Genomic DNA, 22,234 nt, shown 5'->3' with positions numbered 1-22,234 from the left:
CGCCGCTCGCACGTAAGTTCAGTGTGCCGCGGGGCACGACCGGAACGGGGGACCGGTCGGGGCCCCGCGGCCTCGTCCTCTCAACCCGTGGGCGTGCGCGGCAGGTTGTAGACGTGTGCGGGGGAGAGGATCGACGTGATCGCCCTGCCCACCAGCGTGCTGGGCTCCTGCCCCTGGTACGCGGTGCCGGTGTTGAGGAGCACGACGAGCGTCGTCCGCGTCGGCGGCGGCGCCCTTGATCGTGTCGGTCTCCGGGGTGATCAGCCGCTGCGTCTGGGTGGCGGCACTGATCATCCGCTTGCCGTAGCACAGGAGAGCCCGCGTCGCACCGCCCGCCGGGCCGGACGGGTGCCGAGGGGGTGCCGACGGGATGCTTGTACGACGGGTACGGTGCCTCGTTCGAGCGACGAGCTCACCCGACCCGGTGAGCCGGCGCGGCCGGGCGTACCGACGGCGGCTCCGGCGCGTTGCCCCGGCATGGACCGCTTGGACGGCTCGGGCCGCGTGAACCCGGCGTACCGCTCGAACCCGGCGTACCGCCTGGACCGGATGGACCGGCTGGAGCAGCTGCGCCGGGCGGACCGGTCCGAGCAGCCGGACCGGGCCCGCGAGCCGATCTACGCCCGGCTCGTCGCCGAGTGGCGGGCGCACGGGCGGGCCGTGCCCGCGGAACCGGACGTGCTCTTCGCCGTCGTGCGCGGATTCGCCCCGCGGGCCCGGCCCGTGGTCGAGCGCACCTGACCGGTCACCGCCCGCCCAGCGGCGCGAGCACGGCGAGCGTGCCGTTGGCCTGCCGCAGCGCCTCTTCGAGGGCGGCGGGCGCGTGCAGCGTGCCGGTGCCGTCGGGCGGGACGAGCCACTCCACGAAGCGCGCGGGCCGGTACGGCGGCGGTACGGCGACCCAGGCCCCCTTGGTCGCGTACCGCAGTCCCGCGCCCACCCAGCCCCCGGACGGGTCCGGCGGCAGGAAGAACCCCACCCGGCCCGCCGCCGTGTCGACCAGCGTCGGGCCCGGCGCGGCCGCCCCGGGCCGCCACAGCAGGTCCAGGGCGAGCAGGCCGAGCTGGTCGGGAACGCTCAGCACGTCCCAGAAGCGGCCGACCTCCAGCAGCGCGATGCCCTCCCCGTGATCCCACTCCCATTTGCAGGAGCGGGGGTCCGCCGCCGCGGCGGCCAGCCACTCCACTCCCCGCGTCCACATCGTGTTCGTCATGCACTGCTCCGGATGTCCTCGCCCGCCTGCCTCGGTGCAGGGGACGGCCATGGCCGGGCACGTCGTGCGTCCGCACGGCGACCCGGCATATGCATGCTCGTAGATATTTCTACATGGCGGAAGGGGTGGCGCAGCGTGGCGTTTGAGCTGGTTCGTTCGAACTCCGGCCACCGGTTCGCCAGTTGGGGGAAAGGCGAAGGCGGGGTGTCACCCTTTCGGGGACGGATCCCGGCGCGGAGCGGGCCCGCCGGGTGGCGGGTCGGGGGCGAGCACCAGCATGGTGACGTCGTCCCGGACCTCGTAGCTCAGCCGATCGAGGTCCTGCCAGACCAGTCCGGGCAGCTCGGCCCACGCGGAGCCGGGCCCGCAGGACAGGGCGGCCAGCCGGGCAGGCAGCGGATAGAAGGCGTCACCGCCGTCCCGTGCCCGCGCCTCCCACACCCCGTCGGAGGCCAGGAACAGCAGGTCGCCCGGGCCGAGCGCCACGGTGACCTCCTTCGGCGGTTCGACGCCGGCCAGTGCCAGCCCCAGCGGCGGTCCCGGCGCGACGGTCACCTCCAGGGCGCGTTCCCCGTCCAGCAGCACGGGCGCCGGATGACCGCAGGCCACCACACGCACCGCACGGCCGTCGGCGGAGAACTCCAGCAGCACCCCGGTGGCGAACAGCTCCCCGTTCGGCACGCCGGCCGCGTCCACCGCCAGCCTGCGGTCCATCCGCGCCGCCACGTACTCCAGGTCCGGCTGGTCCAGCACAGCCTCCCGGAAGGCGCCGAGCAGCGACACCACGGTCGCGACGGCCGACAGCCCGTGCCCCCGCACGTCCCCCATCACCGCGCGCACCCCGTACGGCCCGGCGCGTACGTCGAAGAAGTCGCCGCCCACCAGGGTCCCGTCCTGCGCGGCCCGGTAGAAACCCGTGCACCCGACGTTCCCGACCCGCGCCGGAAGCGGCGGCATCACGGCGCGCTGCACCGCCTCGCCGATCTCCCGCTCCGCGTCCAGCTGGGCGTCGCGGTGACTGCGCACGTACGACACGAACACGCTCAGCGCGGCCACGAACACGATGGTGAGCAGATCGGTGTTGCCCGGGCGGTTCAGATGCGTGGCCGGGACGTTCAGCGCCACGACCACGCCGATGCCGAGGACGCCGGTGGCCAGCGGGCCGTACGACAGCACCGACAGCGGCGGAATGGCGCCCAGCAGAAAGCCGAGGTCGCGGGCGTGGGGGGTGACCAGCGTCGCAACGCTGACGGCGACGAGCAGTGCGACGGGCAGCACCCTCACCCACAACGGCGGCGGCGCCCCGCGCAGCCAGCCGCGACCTTTCAGCTCCCCACGCGCCGACCAGCCGCGCACCGATCTCACACCCTCAACCTACGCCGCACCCGCGGCCCGGGCCTCCCGCCGGGGGAGGGCAGGGGCGGCGGGCCGGGGGCACCGAGGCGGCGGCGCGTGGAGTGAGCGGCCGGAGCCCCCCGGGGCGGGCTACTCCTCGCTGTCGGACAGGCGGGCCTCCGCGGCCGAGAGGATTTCGGTGACGCGCAGGCCGAAGGCCGCGTCGCAGGCGTGGGGGCGGCCGGTGCGGACGGCGGCCAGGAGGGCGTCCGCGGCCCGTGCGAGGGCGGGGACCGCGCCCTCCGAGCTGCCGGGCAGCTGGGTCGTGCCCGCCTCGCCCCGCAGCTCCACGTCGGCCCCGGCCGCCGCCGGCGGCGCCGTCAGGCTCAGGGTCAGGGTGCTGGAGGCGCCGGTGGCATGGTCGAGGACCAGGTGCACGGTGTCCGCCGGACCGTGCGCCGCCGCCCGCACCTGCCGTACGTCGCCGAGGACGGGGAGCAGGACGGACAGCGCGTGGGGGCCCACGTCCCAGAGGGCTCCTTTCTCGCGTCGCCACGGTGACGCCGCGAACGGGCTGTCGGACGTGAACACGGCCCCCAGCCACTGCGCCCGCGCCGTGAACCAGCCCGCCACGGCCGCCTGTTCCTCGATCCAGGCCTCCGGTTCCTTCTGGAAGCGCGCGGTGAAGAACACCACGGACGCCACCCCGGCCCGCTCCGCCGCCGCCACGACGGCCCGGCCCTCGGCGACCGACACCGCGAGCGGCTTGTCCAGCAGCAGATGACGGCCCGCCCGCGCCGCCCGTACCGCCAACCCGGCCTGCACGGACGGCGGCACGGCCACCGCCACCGCGTCCACGTCGGCCAGCAGCGCGTCCACGTCGTCGTACGCCGGGACGTCGTACCGCTGCGCCAGTTCCCCGGCCGCCTCCGGCCGGCGCCCCCACACCCCCGCGAACCGGAGGGCGGTGTGCCCGGCGAGCGCGGGGGCGTAGGCCGCCCTGGCCCACGGGCCCGTTCCCAGCAGTCCGATGCGCATGCAGCGTTCCCTTCTCCGAGCCGATGCTCCCCGCACCCTCAAGATGCTGCGCTCCGGCCGCCCTCCGCACACCTGCGTTCCGAACCGCCTTCCCCCGCGAGCCAGTTGGCGATCGTCGCGGCGATGGGCTGACCTGTGTCCATCTCGACGAACCCGAACTGACCCGACTGGTTGCACTCCAGGAACCACCAGATCCCGTCCGCGTCCTCGGCGAAGTCGAATGCGCCGTACGCCAGTTGCGCGCTCTTCATGTACCGCCGTACGCCCTCCGCGACGCTCGCCGGCACGTCGGCGGGCAGCCAGGGGGAGACCGACGGGGCGAAGCGGACGTCCACGTCGTCCGGATGGGCGTCGGGGGCGGTGGGCTTGCGCGCGGCCAGCAGGGTGTCGCCGACGACGGTGAGCCGGATGTCGGCCCGCTTGGCGATCCGCCGCTGGAGCAGCGTCGGGCCGAACGCGACCGCCGAGAAGTCCGTGTCCGGCGCGACCCGGCTGGTCGGCACCGCACGCGGCGGCTCCTGCGGATGCGCCCCGGAGACCGGCTTGACCACCAGGTCCGGAAAGCGCTCCGCGAACTCCCGCGCGGCCTGCGGGAACGTCGTGATGAGCGTGGCCGGGACTGGCAGGCTTGCGTGCTGGGCCAGATGCAGCTGCCACGGCTTGTACCGGGCGCGCCGGGCCGCGTCCGGATGGTTCATCCAGCGCGTCTCGCCGCACCGCAGCATGCCGTACAGCGCCTGCGTGGACTCCTCCGTCAGCCAGGCCGACGGGTGAGCGGCGCGGGCGGCCGCGGCACCGGGCCTGCGTACCCAGACGGAGCGCAGGCCGTTCATGCTCACGAGGCGCCCGCCGACGGACAGATGGCCGTCGTAGGCGCCCTGCACGTACTCGCCCGACAGTGCCACCCCGTTGGTCAGATCGGCGGGGTCGAGCCGGACGACGGGCACGCCGGCCTCGCCCAGCCGGAGGACCACCATGTCCGCCGTCACGTCCTCTTCACTGGTCAGGATGAGTACGGTCATGTTCTCGGGTCCGTGGTTCAGTCGTCGAAGTGCGTCTTGGAGCCCGCGGTGGACGTCGTGGTCCCCAGGGCCCTGAGCGTGGCGTGGTCGGTGGCGGCGGCGCGCCCGTCCGGGAGGACGTTCAATTGCAGTCCGGAGTCGTACGCATACGGAGTGGTGACGTCCAACTGCACAGCGGGCCGCGCGTAGTTGAGCGTGAACGGTTGCATGGTCTCTCCCTGGTTCGGCTTTTCACGTCCTTATACGAATCGAACGAGTGGATGGTTTCCTTACGCTGCGTAATCGCAGGTCGGAGTGGGTCCCGCTAGGGCGACCCGCACGGAAACCACACTTCGTCGGCCCGTTCCGAGGGCCGGATAGCATGCCCTCATGGCACATGACGCCGACGATGTCCACGACGTTCACACCGCGGGCCGGTCGAGACCCACCGCCCTCGGGACCGGCGCCGGGGCCGACGGCACCCCCCGTGCACCGGGTCGCCCAGGACGCTGCGTTGCCCGGCCGGTTGCTCACAGCGACGACGTCACGGCCGGCCACATCGGCGCCGCCCTCGGCCTCGTCGACGGCCTGCGTCGTCAACTGGACGGCTGGGAAAGCCACGTGGTGACGGCGTCAGCCAGTAGGCGTCAGGTGGTCAGGTGGGAAGAGGGCGTCAGGTAGAAAGACGGATGTGGAAATGACGGACCAGCCCGACGAGCTGTTCTCGGCGGTGGACTCACTGCTCGCCGCCGTGGACGACGGCACCGTGCTGCCCGCCCCGGCGGAGCGGACACGGCTGCGCGAGGCGGCCGGCCTGACCGAGGCCGCGGTCGCGCAGGCCCTCGGTGTCCGCGTGCCCAGCATCCAGGCCTGGGAGGCGGGCCGCGCCGAACCGAAGGGCGACCGCCTGGAGGCCTACCGCCGCCTCCTCGACGGCCTGTCCCGGCGCTACCCTGCCCCGGCCACCGCGCCGGGGACCGCGGCGGACGCGCTGTCCGGCTCGTCCGGTCCGGATGCCCCGTCGCCCCAACCCGCGGTTCCGGCCACCGAGTCGGCCCAGCCGCCCACGCCCACCGTCCCGTCGGCCGCAGTGGCGTCCTCCGGTCCGGGCACCGGGGCCGCCGCACCGGGCCGGCCGCCGCATCCGACGGCGCCTGCGCACCCGACCGCTCCAGCCACCGCCGCCGGTCAGCCCGCCCCTGCGACCCCTGCCACCGCTGCGGGAGACACGCCTGCGCCGACCCCGGAATTCCATGGTCCGGCGCACGCCCTCCCCGGACAGGCGGCCGATTCCGACGCGCCCGCAGCCGCCGTCCACCCCGGGCCGGCACCCGGCACGCCCGGCTCCGCCGCCACCCGGCAGGCGCCCGGACCGGCCCCGCGCCCGGCGGCCCGCCGCCCCGCCGCCCGCAAGGCCGCCCCCGGCACGTCCCGTACCCCCTCCCGCTCCGCCTCGGCCGCCGCGGCTCCCTCCACCGCGCCCGGCCCCGTCGACCCCCGCTTCGCGCACGGTCCCCTCGCCGTGCTGGACGCCGATGACGACGGCCGGGTGAGCGCGTACTGCGTCGGCGGGCTCGTGCTCGACGTGCCCGCGGCCTCGCTGCCCGACCTGGTGGAGTGGACCCTCGCCGAGGCGCGGCTCGGCCAGCCCCGGCTGCACCGGTCCGGGAAGGACGCCGATCCGCTCGTCGTCCTCACCGAGTCGGCGTGCGTGCGCTACGGACTGCCGCCGAAGCTGACCGACGAGGAGCGGCTCGCCGGCCGGATCCCCGACACGCACAAGGCGGTCCGCCAGCTGCTCAAGGCCGACTGGCTGCTCACCCGGCGCGGATTCGGCCCCTGGGCCTGGGTCTACCGCCCCGCCGAGGGCAGCCGGCGCCACAGCGTCCACTTCTGCCTGCCGTCCTGGAACGCGCTGGACAGCCGGTACTGGGGCGGCGCGGCCGACCTGCCCCCCGCGGAACTCGCCCACGTCCTCGGCACGTACGCCACGCGCGTCCTCACTCCGTGCGGTTCCACGGCCGTGACGGGCCTGGAGCTGATGACCGCGCTGCACCCGCCGACCCGCGCGGTGCGGGGCGAGCACGGCCAGTGGGTGTCCGCCCCGAACCCGGGCGCCCTGACCGAGGCCGTCGACTGCGCGCCCTGCGAGGCCCCGGACGGGCACCCGCTCCTCGCCCACCTGCCCCGGTTCCACGAGCGCACCCCGGCCGAGATGCTCCGCGAGGAGGCCTACGACTGGGCCCGGCCGCTGACCGACGAGGAGTGCATGCGGCCGTACCTCGTCGGCATCGACGTCAACATGGCGTTCGCCGCGGCGGCCAACCGTACCGTCGTCGGCCTCGGCGCCCCGGCGCACGTGCACAACCCGGAGTTCGACCCGGCGCTGCCCGGCTCCTGGCTGGTCGACCTCTCCCACGTACGGCTCGACGAGCGCCTGCCGAACCCCTTCACCCCGGACGGCGAGCCGCCCGAGGGGCCCGCCTGGTACGCGACACCGACGGTGGCGTACGCCCTCGAACTCGGTTACGAGGTCGCACCGTTGGAGGCGTACGTCCGCCCCGGGCACGGCCCGTACCTGGACGCCTGGTACACCAGGCTGCGCGACGCGTACGTCGCCACGATGGCCGACCTCGGCGTCACCACCGGCATGGCGCCCGAGGAGTACCTCGCCGCGATGGAGCGGCACAGGAGCCGCGACCCGCAGCTCGCCCTCGTGCTCTCGGCGATCAAGGCCACGGTCAAGGGCGGCATCGGCAAGCTGCGCGAGCGCGGCCGCTCCGGCTGGCGGCCGGGGGAGCGGTGGCCGGCGCTGGACCGGCCGACCTGGCGCCCGGACATCCGCGCCGCGGTCATCTCCAAGGCCCGGGTCAACATGCACCGCAAGATGCTGGCCACCGCGCGCGCCACCGGCCAGTATCCGATCGCGGTCCTGTCCGACTGCGCGGTCTACGCCTCCGCCGGCCCGAGCCCGCTCGACTTCCTGCCCTACCGGGACGGCAAGCCGCTGCCCGGCGGCTTCCGGGTCGGGGTGAGCCCGGGCATGGTCAAGCACGAGGGCACCCAGAGCGTGCTGTGGGCGGAGGGCCTGCGCGAGGAGTACGGCGACGGGCTGAACCTCGCCCGCTACATCAAGTCCGGCGAGATCACCGCCCCGGACGCGGGGGAGTAGCACCGGCCCCCGCCCGCCCCCCCGCGGTCCTGCCTCACCGCGCGAGCGCGCTCCGCGCCACCGCCAGCGCCTGTTCCGCGTAACCGCGCCCGAACAGTACGGCGTGCACCAGCAGCGGGAACAGCTGGTGCACGCCCACCCGCTCACGCCAGCCGTCGGCGAGCGGTGCCGTCGCGTCGTACCCGGCGAGCACCCGGTCCAGGTGCGGGCAGCCGAACAGCGCGAGCATCGCGAGATCGGTCTCGCGGTGCCCGCCGTGCGCGGCCGGGTCGATGAGCCGGACCTCGCCGTCGGCGCCCCACAGCACGTTGCCGTTCCACAGGTCCCCGTGCAGCCGGGCGGGCGCCTCGGCGGGCCCGGCCAGCTCCGGCAGCCGCGCGCAGACCCGCTCGAACACGCTCGCCTCGCCCGGCCGGAGCGTGCCGCGGCCGACCGCGCCGCGCACGTACGGCAGTACGCGGTGCTCGGCGTACCAGCGGGGCCAGTCGGCGCCGGGTGTGTTGCGCATGGGGGCGAGGCCGATGAACGCCTCCTCGGGGCCGTCGGGCGGCGGCGCCCCGAAATCCGAAGCACCCGCGGCATGCAGGGCCGCCAGGGCCTGGCCGAAACGCAGCGCCGCCTCGGGGTCCGGACGTCCGGTGTGCACCCGCTCCGTCACCATCCAGCGCTCGTCGTGCCCGAGCACCGCCGGCACCCGGACCGTGCCCGCCGCGGCCAGCCAGCGCAGCCCGGCCACCTCGGCCCGTACGGCCCCGGGCGCGTCGCCGCGCTTGACCATCACCCGGGTGCCGCCGTCCAGCGTGACCTCGGCGGGCGAGCCGGACCCCGCCCGCGCGCCGGCGACCGGGCGACCGGTGAGCCGGGACGCCGCCCGGCCCGGATCCTCGTGAGCCTCGTCTCGGTTGACCACGGCCCCAGAGTACGGCGCTCAACAGTTGCACGGGACACGGAACTTCGAGCATTGCTACGACTGTTTCCGGCCAAAACCAGGCAGTAACTGCACGTGCTGATTCCGTACGACTAGCGTGAGGGCGCCGCGCAGCCACACCAGGGGCACCGGGCCCCGCAGGGACTAGCGCGCGGCGGAGGATTCCCTCTGTGACCACAGCATCCGTGCTGCTGGCCGACCTCTTCGAAGTCCAGCCGTACACCTCGCACTGTGAGGTCATCCTGGGCGAGGGCGCGCACGCGGTGATCGGTGTCTCCCCGGGCAACAGCTACTTCTCGGCGCGCCGCCTGCATGCCCTCGCCCGCTGGGGGCTGGACCACTTCGACCGGGTCGACTTCGTCTACACCGACCTGTACGTCGCCGAGATGTACGAGGCGTCGGGCTATCCGCCGGACGAGGCCCGGCGCAAGGCGGTGAAGAACCTGCGCGGTGTGCGCGCCAAGGTGCGGGACGCGGTGAACGAGGCGGACCCGGGTGGCGCGCGGCTGGACTGGCACCCGATGTCGGAGTTCCGCACCAACCCCGCCTATCAGGAGATCCACCGGCAGCTGGCGGCGCGGCTGGGCACCGACGGCGCTTTCCGGGCCGTCTGCGACGCCCTGGTGAATCGTTTCCTCACCGCGCGCGGCGAGGAAACGACCGAGCGGCTGCGGGCCGTGTGCCTGGAGTACGTGTGCGCCGAGGCCCCGCTGTTCCTGGACACGCCCGCGATCCTCGATGTGCCCTCCTCGCTCAACTGCTACCACCAACTGCTTCCGATGGCCGAGCTGTTGTACTCCCGAGGCGCCGGTCTGCGCGCCTCCCGCAACCAGGGCCACGCCGTCGTCACCCCCGCCGCCTTCGAAGGAACCGCCGCATGACCACCGCCACCGGCACCCGCGCCGGCCACCCGCCCCTGCCCGACTTCCCGTTCTCCTGGAACGGCACCCAGGTCCCCGCCGAGGTCGAGGAGATACGCGCCGCCACCCCCGTACGCCGGGTGCGGACCATCGCCGGTGACGAGGCCTGGCTCGTGACGTCGTACGAACTGTGCGCGCAGGTGCTGAAGGACGACCGGTTCTCCCTGAAGGACACCTCCGCTCCCGGAGTGCCCCGGCAGTACGCGCTCACGATCCCGCCCGAGGTCGTGAACAACATGGGCAACATCACCGGCGCCGGACTGCGCCGCGCCGTGCTGAAGGCGCTCAACCCGAAGTCACCGGGCCTGCTGGAGTGGCTGCGCGAGGAGGCGCACCGGCTGGTGGACCGGCTGCTGGCCGACGGCCCCACGGCCGATCTGCGCGGCGCGTTCTGTGAGCCGTACTCGGCGGGCATGCACTGCCTCATCCTCGGCATCCCGCAGACCGAGGCCCCGGCCTTCTCGCGCAGCCTCGACATCGCCTTCATGAACGCGCCCTGCCCGATCACCGGTGCGCGGATCAACTGGGACCGGGACATCGCCCGGATGACGGCCCTGCTCGACGACGCGGCGACGCACGCACCGACCGGCCTGATGGGCGAGCTCGCCGCCCTGCGCGACGACCCCGACTACGCGCACCTCACCGACGAGATGCTGGCCACGGTCGGCGTCACCCTGTTCGGCGCCGGGGTGATCTCCACCTCCGGCTTCCTCACGATGGCCCTGGTCCACCTGCTCACCCACCCCATCGCCCGCGACCTCCTGCGGGACCGCCCGGACCTGATCGGCCCCGGCGTCGAGGAACTGCTGCGCGTCAACCTCTCCATCGGCGACGCCCTGCCGCGCCTGGCCCTGGCGGACGTCCGGCTCGGCGACGTCGGCATCCGCGCGGGCGAACTCGTCCTGGTGCTGGTCGAGGGGGCCAACCTGGACCCCGACAAGTTCCCCGACCCGCACCGCTTCGACGTCCACCGCGACAACGCCGCCGACCACCTTTCCTTCGGCGGCGGCGCCCACTGCTGCCCCGCGACCGCGCTCGGCCGCGCCCACGCCCGCATCGCCCTGGAGGTCCTCCTCGCCCGTCTTCCCGAGCTCGCCCTCGCCGTCCCGCCCGGCCAACTGGTCTGGCGCACGGGCTTCATGAAACGGATCCCCGAACGCCTGCCGGTCACCTGGTAGCGGGCGCCGCGCGTCCGCCCGCACGGCGCCTCCGGCCCGGAGTCCCGGGCCGGGGTGCCGGCGGGTGCCCCGGACCCGACCGGTGGCCGGCGAGCCGGCGTACCCGGAATCTCCATCCGCGGGCGGCGGGCTACGCCCCCCGGGGCAGGCCCACCGGGTTGCCCGGCGGCAGCAGGCCCGAGGCCATGACGGCGCCGGCCAGTGGGTCCAGCAGTGCGGCGAGGCGGGCGCTGCGGTCGGGGCCGAGCGCCGTCCAGGGACCCTCGGCGGCCGCGTCGGTCAGCGCCTCGACCTCCGTGCGCAGCGCCGCCCCGGCCGGGGTGAGCGACCCGTCCGCCGCGAGCAGACCCCGCCCGCGCAGCCGAGCCCCGGCCGACTCCCAGTCGGCCCGCTCCCACCTGCGCGTCTCGCGCAGGAACTCCCCGTCCGACTCACCCTCCGCGGCCTTGAGCACCATCGCCTCGACCGGCCCGAGCCCCTGGCTCACCAGTACCGCGACATGCGAGTCGCCCCGGTGCTCGCGCAGCGTCGTCAGGCCCTGCCACAGCCGCGCGGCCGGGCGCCTGGGGCGCTCCAGCGTCTGGTTGGCGGCGGCCAGCACCCGGCCCGTGGTGTCCGCCGCCGCGGCGGCCTCCCAGGCCAGGTCGGCCGCCTCGGCGAACTCGGCCGAGCCGACGGTGTCCGCGCCGAACAGGCCGGTCATCGCCGCGTCCAGGGCGTCCAGACGGGCAGCCAGCACCTCGGCCGGGGCCGCGTACCCCCAGGCGTCCGGCAGGGCCCGGGCCACGCGTGCGGGGTGGAAGACGTAGAAACAACTCGTCACCACGGACGGGGACACGGCGCCGAGCGGCGCGGCGCGCAGCGCGAAGTACCCCATCCAGTACCCCCGCAGCCCGAGTGCGTCCGCCGCCCCGCGCACCTCCGGCGCGAAGTACACGAGATCGTGCACCGGCTCGTACCGCTCCCACAGGGCCCGCGCCATCCCGTCCGCCACTGTCGTCTCCCGCCGCCTCGACCTGCCGCATCTGTCACATCCGTTGGCACCAGCCTGCGTTATGACGACAGTCATAACAAGGGGTCCGGGGAAGTCCACGGAGATTCGGCGGGCGCCGCGCAGGACCAGGAGGGGAGGAGTGCCGCGCGGTGGTGGCGCCACGCCGTGGCATTCCCCCGGACGGCCGCTCGAAGAAGGTGATCGCTGGGTCAGACGGGTGGCTCGATGACTCCATTGGGCGGCTCAGATGGTGCGAGTCCGGGCCCTCGCTGACGGTGGTTCATGTCGAGGCCGGGTCTGTTCAGCTGATGAGGTATCCGCTGCCTGGCCGCGACGGAAGGACATCGCTATGCGTTCTGCCCGCAGGCTTCTGGCCACGGCGGCCGTCACGGCCGCCCTCGCCTTCGCCACGCCCGGCGCCGCGCTCGCGGTCGCCCACCTGGGCGACGACGGTGGCCGCGACGACTCTTCCTACAGCCGCGACAACGGTCGCGGCGAGGACCGAGGCCGTGACAACGGCCGCGACAACGGCCGGGGCAACGGCCGAGGCAACGACAACGGCCGCGATCACGACAATGATCGCGGAGGCGACCGCGACAACGGTCGCGGACACGACGACCCGCACGGTGGAATTCACACGGGCGGCGGAGCACTCGCCCTGGTGCGCGGCGACAGCCACGGCGGTGACCGTGGTGGCGACGAGGGTGGCGACCGGGGCCGTGGTGGCGACGAGGGTGGCGACCGGGGCCGTGGCGGCAACGACCGTGGCGGGGAGAACGACCGGGGCCGTGGTGAGGACCGGGGTCGCGGCGAGCCGCACGGCGGCGTGCACACCGGTGGCGGCGCGCTGGCCATGCTGACCAGTGACGACCAGGGCGGGGACCGTGGTGGCGACGACGGTGGCAGCAGTGACCGGAGCGGTAGCGACCGAGGCAGTAGCGACCGAGGTGGTAGCGACCGAGGTAGTAGCGACCGTGGTGGCAGTGACCGTGGTGGCAGCGACCGAGGTGGTAGCGACCGAGGTAGTAGCGACCGTGGTGGCAGTGACCGTGGTGGCAGCGACCGAGGTGGTAGCGACCGGGGTGGCAGCGACCGTGGTGGCAGTGACCGGGGCGGTGAGGAGCCGCGTGGTGGCATGCACACCGGTGGCGGGGCGCTCGCCGATTCGAGCGTGACCGCGGGTGGTCTGGCCGTACTGGCCCTGGGCGCGGGCGCCATGTACGTGGTGCGCCGCAGGAAGGCCGGTCAGGAGTCCTGATCCGGCGGCTCGTTTCCTGAGGCAGCGGCCGCCGCCGACGTTCCCCTCGCGTCGGCGGCCCGCCGCCCGGGGACGCTCCCCGCGTCCCCTCCCTGTGCGCCGGGCTTCGGCACCGGCGCCCTTGTTCTGATTCCTGTGCTGCCGTATCCGAGCGAGGTGGTGTCCGATGGCAGCAAATCCCTCCTCCCCGTCACCTGCGGACGGGCGGGGTTCCGGTCGTGGTGGGCGGCTGACGCTGTGGTTGGTGGCGATCGTCGTCCTCTTCACCAGCGTGTTCGGCGGCCACCACAAGACCGGTGACTCCTCGCAGACCTCCCGGGCCTCCGGCGCGGGCGCCTCCTCGACCGCCGACCGCGGCGACTCCTCGAACACCGACCGTGGCGCCTCCTCGGCCACCGGCAAGGACGCCCCCGCGACCGCCGATCCGCAGCGGCCCCGTCCGCAGCCGACCGGCCCGTCACTGCCCCGGTCCGCACCGACCCGCCTGATCATCCCGAAGATCGACGTGGACGCCCCCTTCACCACCCTGACCATCGGCGCCGACGGCAAGCTCCAGCCGCCGCCGGCCGACGACACCAATCTGGTCGGCTGGTACTCCAAGGGCGTCGCGCCCGGTGAGCGGGGCACCGCGATCATCGCCGGGCACCTCGACACCACGACCTCCCCGGCCGTCTTCGCCGGTCTCGACGAACTGGAGCCCGGTGACGAGTTCACCGTGGAGCGTGCCGACGGACAGGACGCGGACTTCGTCGTGGACGACGCCAAGACCTTCGCCAAGAACGAATTCCCCAGCGAGCGCGTGTACGGCGACGTGCCGCGCGCCGAGGCCCGGCTCATCACCTGCACCGGGCCGTACGACCACGCGGCGAAGGACTACACCGACAACCTGGTGGTCTTCGCCCACCTGGTGTGACGCGTCCGCTACGGGCGGCCCGTACGAGGGCGGCCCGTACGGTCGGGCGGTGTGGTCAGAGGGCGCCGTCCCCGAAGGGGCCGCCCGTCGTGAACGCCCGCGCCGCGAAGCGCTCGCCGATCCGGCGGTGCGCGGCGGCGTCCGGGTGCAGGTCGTCGGGCAGCGGCAGTTCGCCGAAGTCGGCCTCGCCGTACAGGTCACGGCCGTCCAGGTAGTGCAGGTTCCGGTCCTCGGCCGCGCGCTCGCGCACGATCCGGTCCAGCTCCGTACGGATGACGTTCAGCGTGAGCTTTCCGCTCGCCGTCTCCGCCGGGTCCCCGACGGCCCGGAACCGCAGCCGGCCCTCGCTCAGGGCGGAGAAGTCCGGGGCGCTGGGACCTGGCGTGTCCTCGTGGATCGGGCACAGGAGGGGCGAGACGACGAGCAGCGGCGTGTCGGGGTGGCCCTCGCGGACGGTGTCGAGGAAGCCGTGCACGGCCGGGCCGAACGCGCGCAGCCGCATCAGGTCGGCGTTCACCACGTTGATGCCGAGCTTGACGCTGATCAGGTCGGCGGGGGTGTCGCGCAGCGTGCGCGCGGTGAACGGGTCGAGCAGGGCGCTGCCGCCGAGCCCCAGGTTGATCAGCTCGACCCCGCCGAGGGCCGCGGCGAGTGCCGGCCAGGTGGTCGTGGGGCTCGCGGCGTCGGAGCCGTGGCTGATCGAACTGCCGTGGTGCAGCCACACCGCGCGGCCCCGGTCCGGCACCGGCTCGACGGGCGCGTCGGCCCGCAGCGCGACGAGCTCGGTCGTCTCGTTGTGCGGCAGCCAGATCTCCACGTCCTTGACCGTGTCGGGCAGGCCCGTGAAGCGGACGGTGCCGACCGGGCCCGGCCGGTGCTCGACGTCGCCGGTCGTCATGTCGATCGTGAGCGTGTCGCCGCCCTCGACCCGGGCGCTGCCGGTGAGCCGTCCGTCGACGAGCAGGTCGTACACGCCGTCCGGGCGCGGCGGCGCGCCGACGTAGACCCGCTTGGTCGCCAGGGTGTCCAGCTCGACGACGGTCGCGCGGGTGCGCAGGGCCAGTCGTACGCCGGAGGGCTGGGACTCCACCATGGCGAGCTGCGGGTCGGCGCACTGGGCGCGGGCGCGGGCGGGCAGCCGGTGCGGCAGGAGTCCGAGCGCGGTGCGTTCCACGTCCAGCGCGCCGCGCAGGAGTTCGGGGGTCAGCGGGATGGAGTGCATGGTGTCGGCCTGCGTTTCGAAGATGTCGACGTGCTGAAGTGGGGTTCGGGGAGTCGGGGATTCAGGGGGAGGGCCAGTCGCGCAGCAGGGCGTCGAGGGCGTCCAGGATGCGCGTCCAGGACTCCTGCGAGTCGGGGGCGCTGTGACTGAATCCGCCGGCCAGCTCCAGGCTGACGTAGCCGTGGAAGACGCTGCCGAGGAGGCGGACCGCATGTGTCTCGTCGGGTTCGGTCAGGTCGTAGCCCCGCAGGATCGCCCGGGTCATCCGGGCGTGCCGGCCGCCCGCGCTCGCCGCCGCGGCTTCGGCGTCGAGCGGGTGGCGGGTCGCGGCGTAGCGGCCCGGGTGTGCGCGGGCGTAGTCGCGGTACACGTCGGCGAAGGCGGCCAGGGCGTCCTTGCCGGCCCGGCCGGCGAGCGCCTCGGCGGCGCGGTCGGCCAGCTCCTCCAGGGCGAGCAGCGCGATCCGGGTCTTGAGGTCCTGGGAGCTCTTCAGGTGCGAGTACAGGCTCGCGACCTTGACGTCGAACCGCCGGGCCAGCGCGGACACGGTCACCTGCTCGAAACCGACCTCGTCGGCCAGCTCGGCGCCCGCACGGACCAGACGCTCGGTGCTCAGACCTGCGCGAACCATGAACCTTCCCCTCTCTGCCCAAATTGATTATGAGCATGCCTAAAAGCTTTAGGCAAATGAGGGTGTGCTGCTGCAGCCCGGTCGAGGTGGAGAGAAAGCAGAGAAAGCGTGGGGCGAGAACCAGGGTCAGGGGGCGGTCGACTCGCGTGGCACCAGCGAGAAGGGGCTCACGAACTCCTCCTGGTCCGCGGGCGGCCCCGCGCTGTCCAGCCGGGCGACGAGCAGGGCGACGGCCCGCTCTGCCATCAGGTCGTGATCCGGATCCACCGTGGACGGCGACGGGACGAGGAAGGCGCTCTCGTCGACGTTGTCGAAACCGATCACCTTGACGGCTTGCGGCACCCGCACCCCGGCGTCCGCGAGCCCCCGCAGGACCCCCATCGCCACGGTGTCCGTCACACAGAACACGCCGTCGAAGTCCAGTCCGGTCGCCACCATCGCCCGCGCCCGCCGGGCCCCCTCCGCCATGGTCAGCGCCGGCACGCAAGTGGGTGCACAGCTCTCGCGATCTGCCCCTGCTCATCAACCAGTGGGCGAACGTGGTCCGTTGGGAGCTGCGCCCGCGCCTGTTCCTGCGGACGACGGAGTTCCTGTGGCAGGAGGGCCACACCGCGCACGCCACGTACGAGGAGGCCCGGGACTTCGCGGCACGCGTCCAGAGCGAGGTCTACGGCGACTTCCTGCGCGACGTCCTCGCCATGGACTTCGTCTCCGGACGCAAGACGGCCCGGGAGCGGTTCGCCGGCGCGATCAACACGCTCACGCTGGAGAGCATGATGGGCGACGGCAAGGCGCTCCAGATGGTCACCAGCCATGAGCTCGGCCAGAACTTCGCCAAGGCCTTCCACACGCGCTACGTGACGAAGGACGGGCGGCAGGAGCACGTCTGGCAGACCTCCTGGGGCTCCACCACCCGCATGATCGGCGCGCTGGTGATGGCCCACGGCGACGACGACGGGCTGCGCGTCCCGCCCCGGCCGGCCCCGGTGCAGCGGTGGTCCTGGCGGTGAAGGGCGACGAGGAGGTGCTGTCCGCGGTCCGCGCGATCGGCGGCCGGCTGGCGGAGGCGGGCGTACGGGTCCACGTGGACGACCGCACGGACGTGCCGCTCGGCCGGCGCGCGGTCGACTGGGAGCTGAAGGGCGTCCCCGTACGGGTCGAGGTGCGCCCGCGCGACCTGGAGAACGGCACCGCGATGCTGGTCCGCCGCATCCCGGGCACCAAGGAGCCGGTCGCCGCCGCGGCGCTGCCCGCACTGCTGCCCGGGGCGCTGGCGGACGACCAGGCGCTGCTGCCCGCGCAGTCCCGCCGGCGCCGTGCGGACCGCACGGCCGAGGTGACCGGGCCGGAGGAGGCCGCCGAGGCCGCGCGGACGGGCTGGGCCCGCATCCCCTGGGCCGCGCTCGGCCCCGACGGCGAGGCCCGGCTGGCCGAGCGGGGCGTGTCGGTACGGTGCCTGGTCGCGGCCGACGGTTCGGTGCCGGTGAGCGAGGACGAGCCGGGGGTCGTCGCGGTGGTGGGCCGGGCGTACTGAGGCGGCCGGGCGCCCCGACGGCCGCTCCGGCTCCGTCTCCCCCCTTCGCACGCCGTGGCACGACGACGGCTGACCTGCGGCTTGTGCCCGGCAGGGCACAATGGAACGCTTCGTCCGCCGGGTGTGAGCCGGGGCGGTGTGGCCGACACGAGGAGGGGCGAGATGGAGCTGGAGCTGCGGCATCTGCGGGTGCTGTGCGCGATTGCCGACGCGGGCAGTGTGGGGCGCGCGGCGGCACAGCTCGGCTACTCGCAGCCCGCCGTGAGCACCCAGCTGCGCCGCATCGAGCGCCACTTCGGCGAGCCGCTCTTCGACCGCGGCACGAGCGGCGCGCGCCCGACCTCCTACGGCGCCGAGGTGGTGGCCCAGGCGCGTGACGTGCTGGCCCGCGCCGACGCGATCGGCCACCGTCCGACCCCCGCGCGGCCCCGCCCTCCCCTGCGCATGGCCGCGACCAACTCGCCCATGCTGTCGGGCACGGTCTCCCGTGTCCGCACCCGGCTGCCCGGGCTGTCCCTCGCGGTGAACAGCGTCTACGCCTCCTCACGGATCGTGGAGCTGCTGGAGGATGGCGCGGTGGACGCCGCGATAGCCGCCGACTACCCGGGCATGGAACTGCGCCACTCGGACGCCGTGCGGCACCGCGGCATCGTCACTGAGCCCACGTTCGTCGCCCTGCCCGCCCGGCACCGGCTGCGCCAGTGCGCCCAGGTGCAGCTCGCGGACCTGGCCGAGGACGCGTGGTTCGTGACCCCGGACGACGGCGCCGGCTGGCCCGGGGTGTTCTACGACGCCTGCGCGGCAGCCGGATTCACCCCGGTCACCGTGCACGAGTTCCTCGGCGACCAGAGCCAGCTCCAGAGCATGATCGCCGACGGCCTCGGGGTGTCCCTGGTGCAGCCCACGCTGCGGCCGGGCCCGCACGTCGTGGTCAAGCCGCTCGTCGGCTCGCCCCTGTGGTGCCGCTATGTGCTCGCCTGGCGGCCCGACAGCGTCACCGACGAGGTCCTGGAGGCGCTGGCCCAGTCGGCCACGGCCGCCTACCGCGACCTCGTCGCCCAGGCACCGCACCTGCGGGCCTGGGCCTCGCGCACCTGGAGCGTCACCGGGGCGTAGCGGCACGTCAAAAGCGCCTCGCGATGTTATGAGCGGCCGGTGCCATGTGCTATGTCACACGGCATTGTCGCTCCACCGGCCCGCTGACACAGTGCCTCACACGCCTCAACCCCCCACCGAGGCGCACCACTTCGTGGAGGAACCTCGATGCACTATCGCTTCGCGCTGCCCGGACGCGGGCACGGGCGTGCCGTCGCACGCCTGACCGGTGCCGCCGCCGTCTGTGTCACCGTGGCTGGCCTGCTGACCGCACCGGCGCTGGCCGCGCCCCAGCCGCACCCCGGTACGGCGGTCACGCCCCGCGCCCGCACCTCCGTACCCTCGCCCGTCGGCGCCACCATCGCCGGCACCGAACGCCCGGCGAGCCCGACCCGACGGCTCAGCCCGGTCCAACTCCCCCCGCGACAACCCCTGTTGAGCCGCGCACCCAGAGCGACCGCCGGGGCGGCCTCCTGCACCCCGGGCGACTTCGGCAGCCGTGACGGAGCCGCCCTCGTCGCCTTCGTGAAGGCCTCGACGACGGACTGCGTGAACACCCTCTTCGCGGTCACCGGCCAGGACGCGCACGCCGTCTTCCGCGAGTCCCAGATGCTCACCGTGGCGGCCGCGTTCACCCGCACGGCCGCGCAGTACCGGGGCGACAACACCGGCAGCCTGGAGCAGCTGGTGCTGTTCCTGCGCGCCGGCTACTACGTACAGTTCAACGACGCCTCGGACACGGGCCCGTACACCTCACGGCTCACCACCGCCGTCACCGCCGGCCTGGACGCCTTCTTCGCCCGCCGGCACGCGTACGACGTCACGGCGGCCAACGGCGACATCCTCGGCGAGACCGTCGTCCTCACCGACAGCGCCGACCAGCAGGGCCGCTACCTCCCGGTCTACCAGAGGCTGTTGGAGGACTACGACAGCTCGTACGGCACGGTGGACAGCATGGTCAGGGCGGTCAACGACGTCTACACCCCGCTGTGGCGCGGCAACTGGAACCCCGACTACGTCCGGGCGGTCACCGCCGACCCGTCGATCGCCGGCACCCTGCACGACTTCGCCCTGGACCACACCGACCTGCTCGGCACCGACAACGCGTTCCTGGACTCCAACGCCGGGATGAACCTGGCCCGTTATGTGGAGCACCCCGAACTCCAGGCAACCGTACGGCCGTTGACCAGGGATCTGCTGGACGAGTCGGAGATCACCGGCCCGACGGCCGGGCTCTGGGTGGCGGTGGCCACGCAGGCGAACGCCTACGACGGCGGCGACTGCGCCTACTACGACGTCTGCGACCTGCCCGCCAAGCTCACCGCCGCCGCCCTGCCGGTCACCCACCGCTGCGACGCCGCCCACACGATCCGCGCCGAGTCCCTGACGGCGGACGACCTCGCCGCCGTGTGCGCGAGCGTGCAGAACCAGGACGCCTACTTCCGGAACCTGGTCAAGGCCGACGGCGCCATACCCGGCCAGTACGTCTCCGCCATCCAGCTCGTGGTCTTCGCGAGCCGCGCCGACTACCAGACGTACGCCGGTGCGATCTACGGCGTCAGCACCGACAACGGCGGCATCACGCTGGACGGCGACCCGTCCGACCCGGCCAACCAGCCCACGTCGATCATGTACCAGAAGGACTCCGACGACGGCTTCACGGCCCGGATCTGGAACCTCAACCACGAGTACACGCACTTCCTCGACGCCCGCGACGACATGAAGGGCGACTTCACGCAGCAGACGTCCGTGCCCGACGTGTGGTGGATCGAGGGTCTCGCCGAGTACGTCTCCTACGGCTACCGGGGTCTCGCCGACGACCAGGCGATCCAGGAGGCGGCCAGGCACACGTACAAGCTGAGCACTCTCTTCGAGAACACCTACGCCAACAGCGACACGACCCGCACCTACCCCTGGGGCTATCTCGCCGTGCGCTACATGGCGGAGCGCCACCCCGACGACGTCCAGCAGATGCTCGCGCGCTTCCGCGCCGGTGACTACGCGGGCGGTTACGCCGTCTACCACGACGGCATCGGTACACGGTACGACGCCGACTTCGACCAGTGGCTCACGGCGTGCGCGGCGGGAGCCTGCGCCGCCTCGGCGAAGGCCGGGACCGGGGCCTGAGCGCACGTGCCCTCGGCGCGGCGGAGGCCGCCGACCGGAATCCCGGCCGGCGGCCTCCGCCGTACGCGCGCCGTCCCGTCGGCGGTCAGACCGCCGTGGCCGGGAACGTCGGGTACTCGACGCCGGAGACGTGCTGGACGACGCGGACGACCTGGCAGGAGTAGCCGAACTCGTTGTCGTACCAGAGGTAGAGGATCGCGTTGTCGCCGTCGACCTTGAGGGCGCCGCCGTCCACGATGGAGGCGTGGCGCGAGCCGATGAAGTCGCTGGAGACCGCGTCGGGCGCCGTGGTGAAGTCGATCTGGCGGCGCAGCGGCGAGGTCAGCGAGACCTCGCGCAGGTAGTCGTGGACCTCCTCGGGGGTGGTCTCGCGGGCCAGCTGGAGGTTGAGGATCGCGATCGAGACGTCCGGCACCGGCACACGGATCGAGCTGCCGCTGATCTTCGCCTTGAGGTCGGGCAGCGCCTTGGCGACGGCGGAGGCGGCACCGGTCTCGGTGATCACCATGTTGAGCGGCGCGGAGCGGCCACGGCGCTCGGCCTTGTGGTAGTTGTCCAGCAGGTTCTGGTCGTTCGTGAACGAGTGGACGGTCTCCACGTGCCCGCGCAGCACGCCGTACTCGTCGTCCATCGCCTTCAGCGGCGGGACGATCGCGTTGGTGGTGCAGGAGGCGCAGGACAGGATCTGCTCGTCCGGCTTGACCGTGTCGTGGTTGACGCCGTGCACGATGTTCGGGACGTCGCCCTTGCCCGGCGCGGTCAGGACGACCTTGTCGATGCCGGGGCGCAGGTGCTTGGACAGGCCCTCGCGGTCGCGCCACTTGCCGGTGTTGTCGATGAGGATGGCGTCCCGGATGCCGTACTCGGTGTAGTCGACGGCCGTCGGGTCGTCGGCGTAGATCACCTTGATCGCGTTGCCGTTGGCCACGATCGTGCTGGTGTCCTCGTCCACGGTGATGGTGCCCTGGAACTGGCCGTGGATGGAGTCGCGGCGCAGCAGCGAGGCGCGCTTGACGATGTCCTCGGCGCCGCCGCCGCGCACGACGATGGCGCGCAGCATCAGACCGTTGCCCGAACCGGCCTTCTCGATCAGCAGGCGTGCGACGAGCCGGCCGATGCGGCCGAAGCCGTACAGGACGACGTCCCGTGCCTCGCGGCGCTCGATCTTGTTGCCGCCGGTGGCACCGGCGACGGCCTCGGCGGTGAACTCGGCGACACTAAGGCCCCGGTCGTCGGCCTTGTACGTGGCGGCCAGCAGACCGAGGTCGATCTGGGAGGGCCCGAGGTCGAGCTCGGTCAGGGCCTGAAGGAACGGCATGGTCTCGGTGACCGACAGCTCCGCGCCGGCGATCTGCCGGGCGAAGCGGTGCGTCTTGAGGATGCTGACCACCGACTTGTTCACCAGGGAGCGGCTGTGCAGCAGGACGGTCACGTCCCGCTCGCGGTGCAGCTTCCCGATGAGCGGGATCATCGACTCCGCGATCTCCTCGCGGATCTTCCAGTTGGTGAACGAGTCGTCGTTGACAGTCACAACATCCATCTTTCGAGCTAGGCAGCGCTCATATGTTTACCACACGTTGTTTCAACGCCTTCGGGCGCCTTCGATCGGCGGCCGATCGATGATCGGTCAGCGATTGATCAGTATGGTTTGTCCGGATTCGGCGAGAAGGGGCAA

21 protein-coding genes and 1 pseudogene are annotated in these 22,234 nt (G+C 73.3%); 9 read left to right on the top strand and 13 right to left on the bottom strand.

The features are described from left to right. Positions 1–80: 80 nt before the first annotated feature. The gene (locus AC4OXY_RS09010; protein ID WP_376288063.1) at positions 81–203 is read right to left on the bottom strand and encodes a hypothetical protein; all 123 of its coding nucleotides are present in this window, start codon (positions 201–203) and stop codon (positions 81–83) included. Between the two features lie 274 nt (positions 204–477). Here AC4OXY_RS09010 and AC4OXY_RS09005 point away from each other — a divergent pair, with 274 nt between their 5' ends. After that, a complete protein-coding gene (locus AC4OXY_RS09005) occupies positions 478–741 on the top strand; it encodes a hypothetical protein (protein WP_491993623.1) in 264 nt (87 codons plus the stop codon). Between the two features lie 4 nt (positions 742–745). On the opposite strand, the gene AC4OXY_RS09000 is transcribed toward AC4OXY_RS09005, so the two are convergent. The 5 genes from AC4OXY_RS09000 to tgmA all read right to left on the bottom strand — a co-directional run bounded on the left by AC4OXY_RS09000 (position 746) and on the right by tgmA (position 4,817). Next, positions 746–1,213 (bottom strand): hypothetical protein, encoded by a 468-nt coding sequence (locus tag AC4OXY_RS09000; RefSeq protein WP_356023840.1) that lies wholly within the window; start codon positions 1,211–1,213, stop codon positions 746–748. A gap of 207 nt (positions 1,214–1,420) precedes the next feature. Beyond that, positions 1,421–2,578: a PP2C family protein-serine/threonine phosphatase gene (locus AC4OXY_RS08995; RefSeq protein WP_491993622.1), complete on the bottom strand. Its 1,158-nt coding sequence runs from the start codon at positions 2,576–2,578 to the stop codon at positions 1,421–1,423. A gap of 120 nt (positions 2,579–2,698) precedes the next feature. Further along, positions 2,699–3,586: a Gfo/Idh/MocA family protein gene (locus AC4OXY_RS08990; protein WP_356023844.1), complete on the bottom strand. Its 888-nt coding sequence runs from the start codon at positions 3,584–3,586 to the stop codon at positions 2,699–2,701. A 38-nt stretch (positions 3,587–3,624) separates the two neighbouring features. Next, entirely contained in the window at positions 3,625–4,608 is a 984-nt protein-coding gene (gene tgmB / locus AC4OXY_RS08985) for an ATP-grasp ribosomal peptide maturase (protein ID WP_376288066.1), read from the bottom strand. Positions 4,609–4,625: 17 nt separating this feature from the next. Then, positions 4,626–4,817, bottom strand: coding sequence for a putative ATP-grasp-modified RiPP (tgmA, locus tag AC4OXY_RS08980; protein ID WP_071376133.1), 192 nt, complete (start codon positions 4,815–4,817; stop codon positions 4,626–4,628). Between the two features lie 467 nt (positions 4,818–5,284). Between tgmA and tap the strand changes: the two genes are divergently transcribed. Beyond that, positions 5,285–7,759, top strand: coding sequence for a telomere-associated protein Tap (gene tap, locus AC4OXY_RS08975; RefSeq protein WP_491993621.1), 2,475 nt, complete (start codon positions 5,285–5,287; stop codon positions 7,757–7,759). 34 nt (positions 7,760–7,793) lie between these two features. Here the strand turns inward: tap and AC4OXY_RS08970 are convergent, their stop codons facing one another. Continuing rightward, complete coding sequence (locus AC4OXY_RS08970; RefSeq protein ID WP_491993620.1) at positions 7,794–8,669, bottom strand: fructosamine kinase family protein; 876 nt, start codon at positions 8,667–8,669, stop codon at positions 7,794–7,796. Between the two features lie 188 nt (positions 8,670–8,857). On the opposite strand from AC4OXY_RS08970, the gene AC4OXY_RS08965 reads away from it, so the two are divergent. Both AC4OXY_RS08965 and AC4OXY_RS08960 read left to right on the top strand, forming a co-directional pair. Next, entirely contained in the window at positions 8,858–9,568 is a 711-nt protein-coding gene (locus tag AC4OXY_RS08965; RefSeq protein WP_356023852.1) for a cyclodityrosine synthase, read from the top strand. After that, complete coding sequence (locus AC4OXY_RS08960; RefSeq protein WP_491993619.1) at positions 9,565–10,785, top strand: cytochrome P450; 1,221 nt, start codon at positions 9,565–9,567, stop codon at positions 10,783–10,785. The genes AC4OXY_RS08965 and AC4OXY_RS08960 overlap by 4 nt, the downstream gene beginning before the upstream one ends. Before the next feature lie 130 nt (positions 10,786–10,915). On the opposite strand, the gene AC4OXY_RS08955 is transcribed toward AC4OXY_RS08960, so the two are convergent. Both AC4OXY_RS08955 and AC4OXY_RS08950 read right to left on the bottom strand, forming a co-directional pair. Next, positions 10,916–11,779, bottom strand: coding sequence for an SCO6745 family protein (locus AC4OXY_RS08955; RefSeq protein ID WP_362822129.1), 864 nt, complete (start codon positions 11,777–11,779; stop codon positions 10,916–10,918). 301 nt (positions 11,780–12,080) lie between these two features. Then, on the bottom strand, positions 12,081–12,920 hold the full coding sequence (locus tag AC4OXY_RS08950; protein WP_491993618.1) for a hypothetical protein: 840 nt from the start codon (positions 12,918–12,920) through the stop codon (positions 12,081–12,083). Between AC4OXY_RS08950 and AC4OXY_RS08945 the strand changes: the two genes are divergently transcribed. Both AC4OXY_RS08945 and AC4OXY_RS08940 read left to right on the top strand, forming a co-directional pair. Beyond that, positions 12,915–13,037 carry a hypothetical protein gene (locus AC4OXY_RS08945; RefSeq protein WP_356023860.1) on the top strand — a complete coding sequence of 41 codons (123 nt, stop codon included), beginning with the start codon at positions 12,915–12,917 and terminating at the stop codon, positions 13,035–13,037. The two genes, AC4OXY_RS08950 and AC4OXY_RS08945, sit on opposite strands and share 6 nt — an antisense overlap. Before the next feature lie 166 nt (positions 13,038–13,203). Further along, positions 13,204–13,950, top strand: coding sequence for a class F sortase (locus tag AC4OXY_RS08940; protein ID WP_376288071.1), 747 nt, complete (start codon positions 13,204–13,206; stop codon positions 13,948–13,950). 55 nt (positions 13,951–14,005) lie between these two features. Here the strand turns inward: AC4OXY_RS08940 and AC4OXY_RS08935 are convergent, their stop codons facing one another. From AC4OXY_RS08935 to AC4OXY_RS08925, 3 genes are all read right to left on the bottom strand, one after another. Further along, complete coding sequence (locus AC4OXY_RS08935; RefSeq protein WP_376288072.1) at positions 14,006–15,172, bottom strand: GDSL-type esterase/lipase family protein; 1,167 nt, start codon at positions 15,170–15,172, stop codon at positions 14,006–14,008. Positions 15,173–15,233: 61 nt separating this feature from the next. Continuing rightward, on the bottom strand, positions 15,234–15,803 hold the full coding sequence (locus AC4OXY_RS08930) for a TetR/AcrR family transcriptional regulator (protein WP_356023866.1): 570 nt from the start codon (positions 15,801–15,803) through the stop codon (positions 15,234–15,236). A gap of 126 nt (positions 15,804–15,929) precedes the next feature. Next, entirely contained in the window at positions 15,930–16,241 is a 312-nt protein-coding gene (locus AC4OXY_RS08925) for a substrate-binding domain-containing protein (protein WP_491994804.1), read from the bottom strand. Between the two features lie 32 nt (positions 16,242–16,273). Between AC4OXY_RS08925 and AC4OXY_RS08920 the strand changes: the two are divergent. The 3 genes and pseudogenes from AC4OXY_RS08920 to AC4OXY_RS08910 form a co-directional block, all read left to right on the top strand. Further along, positions 16,274–17,337 (top strand): annotated as a pseudogene (locus AC4OXY_RS08920) (His/Gly/Thr/Pro-type tRNA ligase C-terminal domain-containing protein); the annotation flags it as partial. Positions 17,338–17,499: 162 nt separating this feature from the next. After that, positions 17,500–18,453, top strand: a complete 954-nt coding sequence (locus AC4OXY_RS08915) for a LysR family transcriptional regulator (protein ID WP_356023870.1) — start codon at positions 17,500–17,502, stop codon at positions 18,451–18,453. Between the two features lie 147 nt (positions 18,454–18,600). After that, the gene (locus AC4OXY_RS08910; protein ID WP_376288073.1) at positions 18,601–20,559 is read left to right on the top strand and encodes a collagenase; all 1,959 of its coding nucleotides are present in this window, start codon (positions 18,601–18,603) and stop codon (positions 20,557–20,559) included. 85 nt (positions 20,560–20,644) lie between these two features. On the opposite strand, the gene AC4OXY_RS08905 is transcribed toward AC4OXY_RS08910, so the two are convergent. Further along, positions 20,645–22,090, bottom strand: coding sequence for a glyceraldehyde-3-phosphate dehydrogenase (locus tag AC4OXY_RS08905; RefSeq protein WP_356023874.1), 1,446 nt, complete (start codon positions 22,088–22,090; stop codon positions 20,645–20,647). Positions 22,091–22,234 lie beyond the last annotated feature (144 nt).

It is taken from the genome of Streptomyces sp. HUAS MG56 (genome assembly GCF_058673395.1).
The sequence above is the reverse complement of the archived record's forward strand: the minus strand, read 5'-3'. Positions and strand labels throughout refer to the sequence as shown.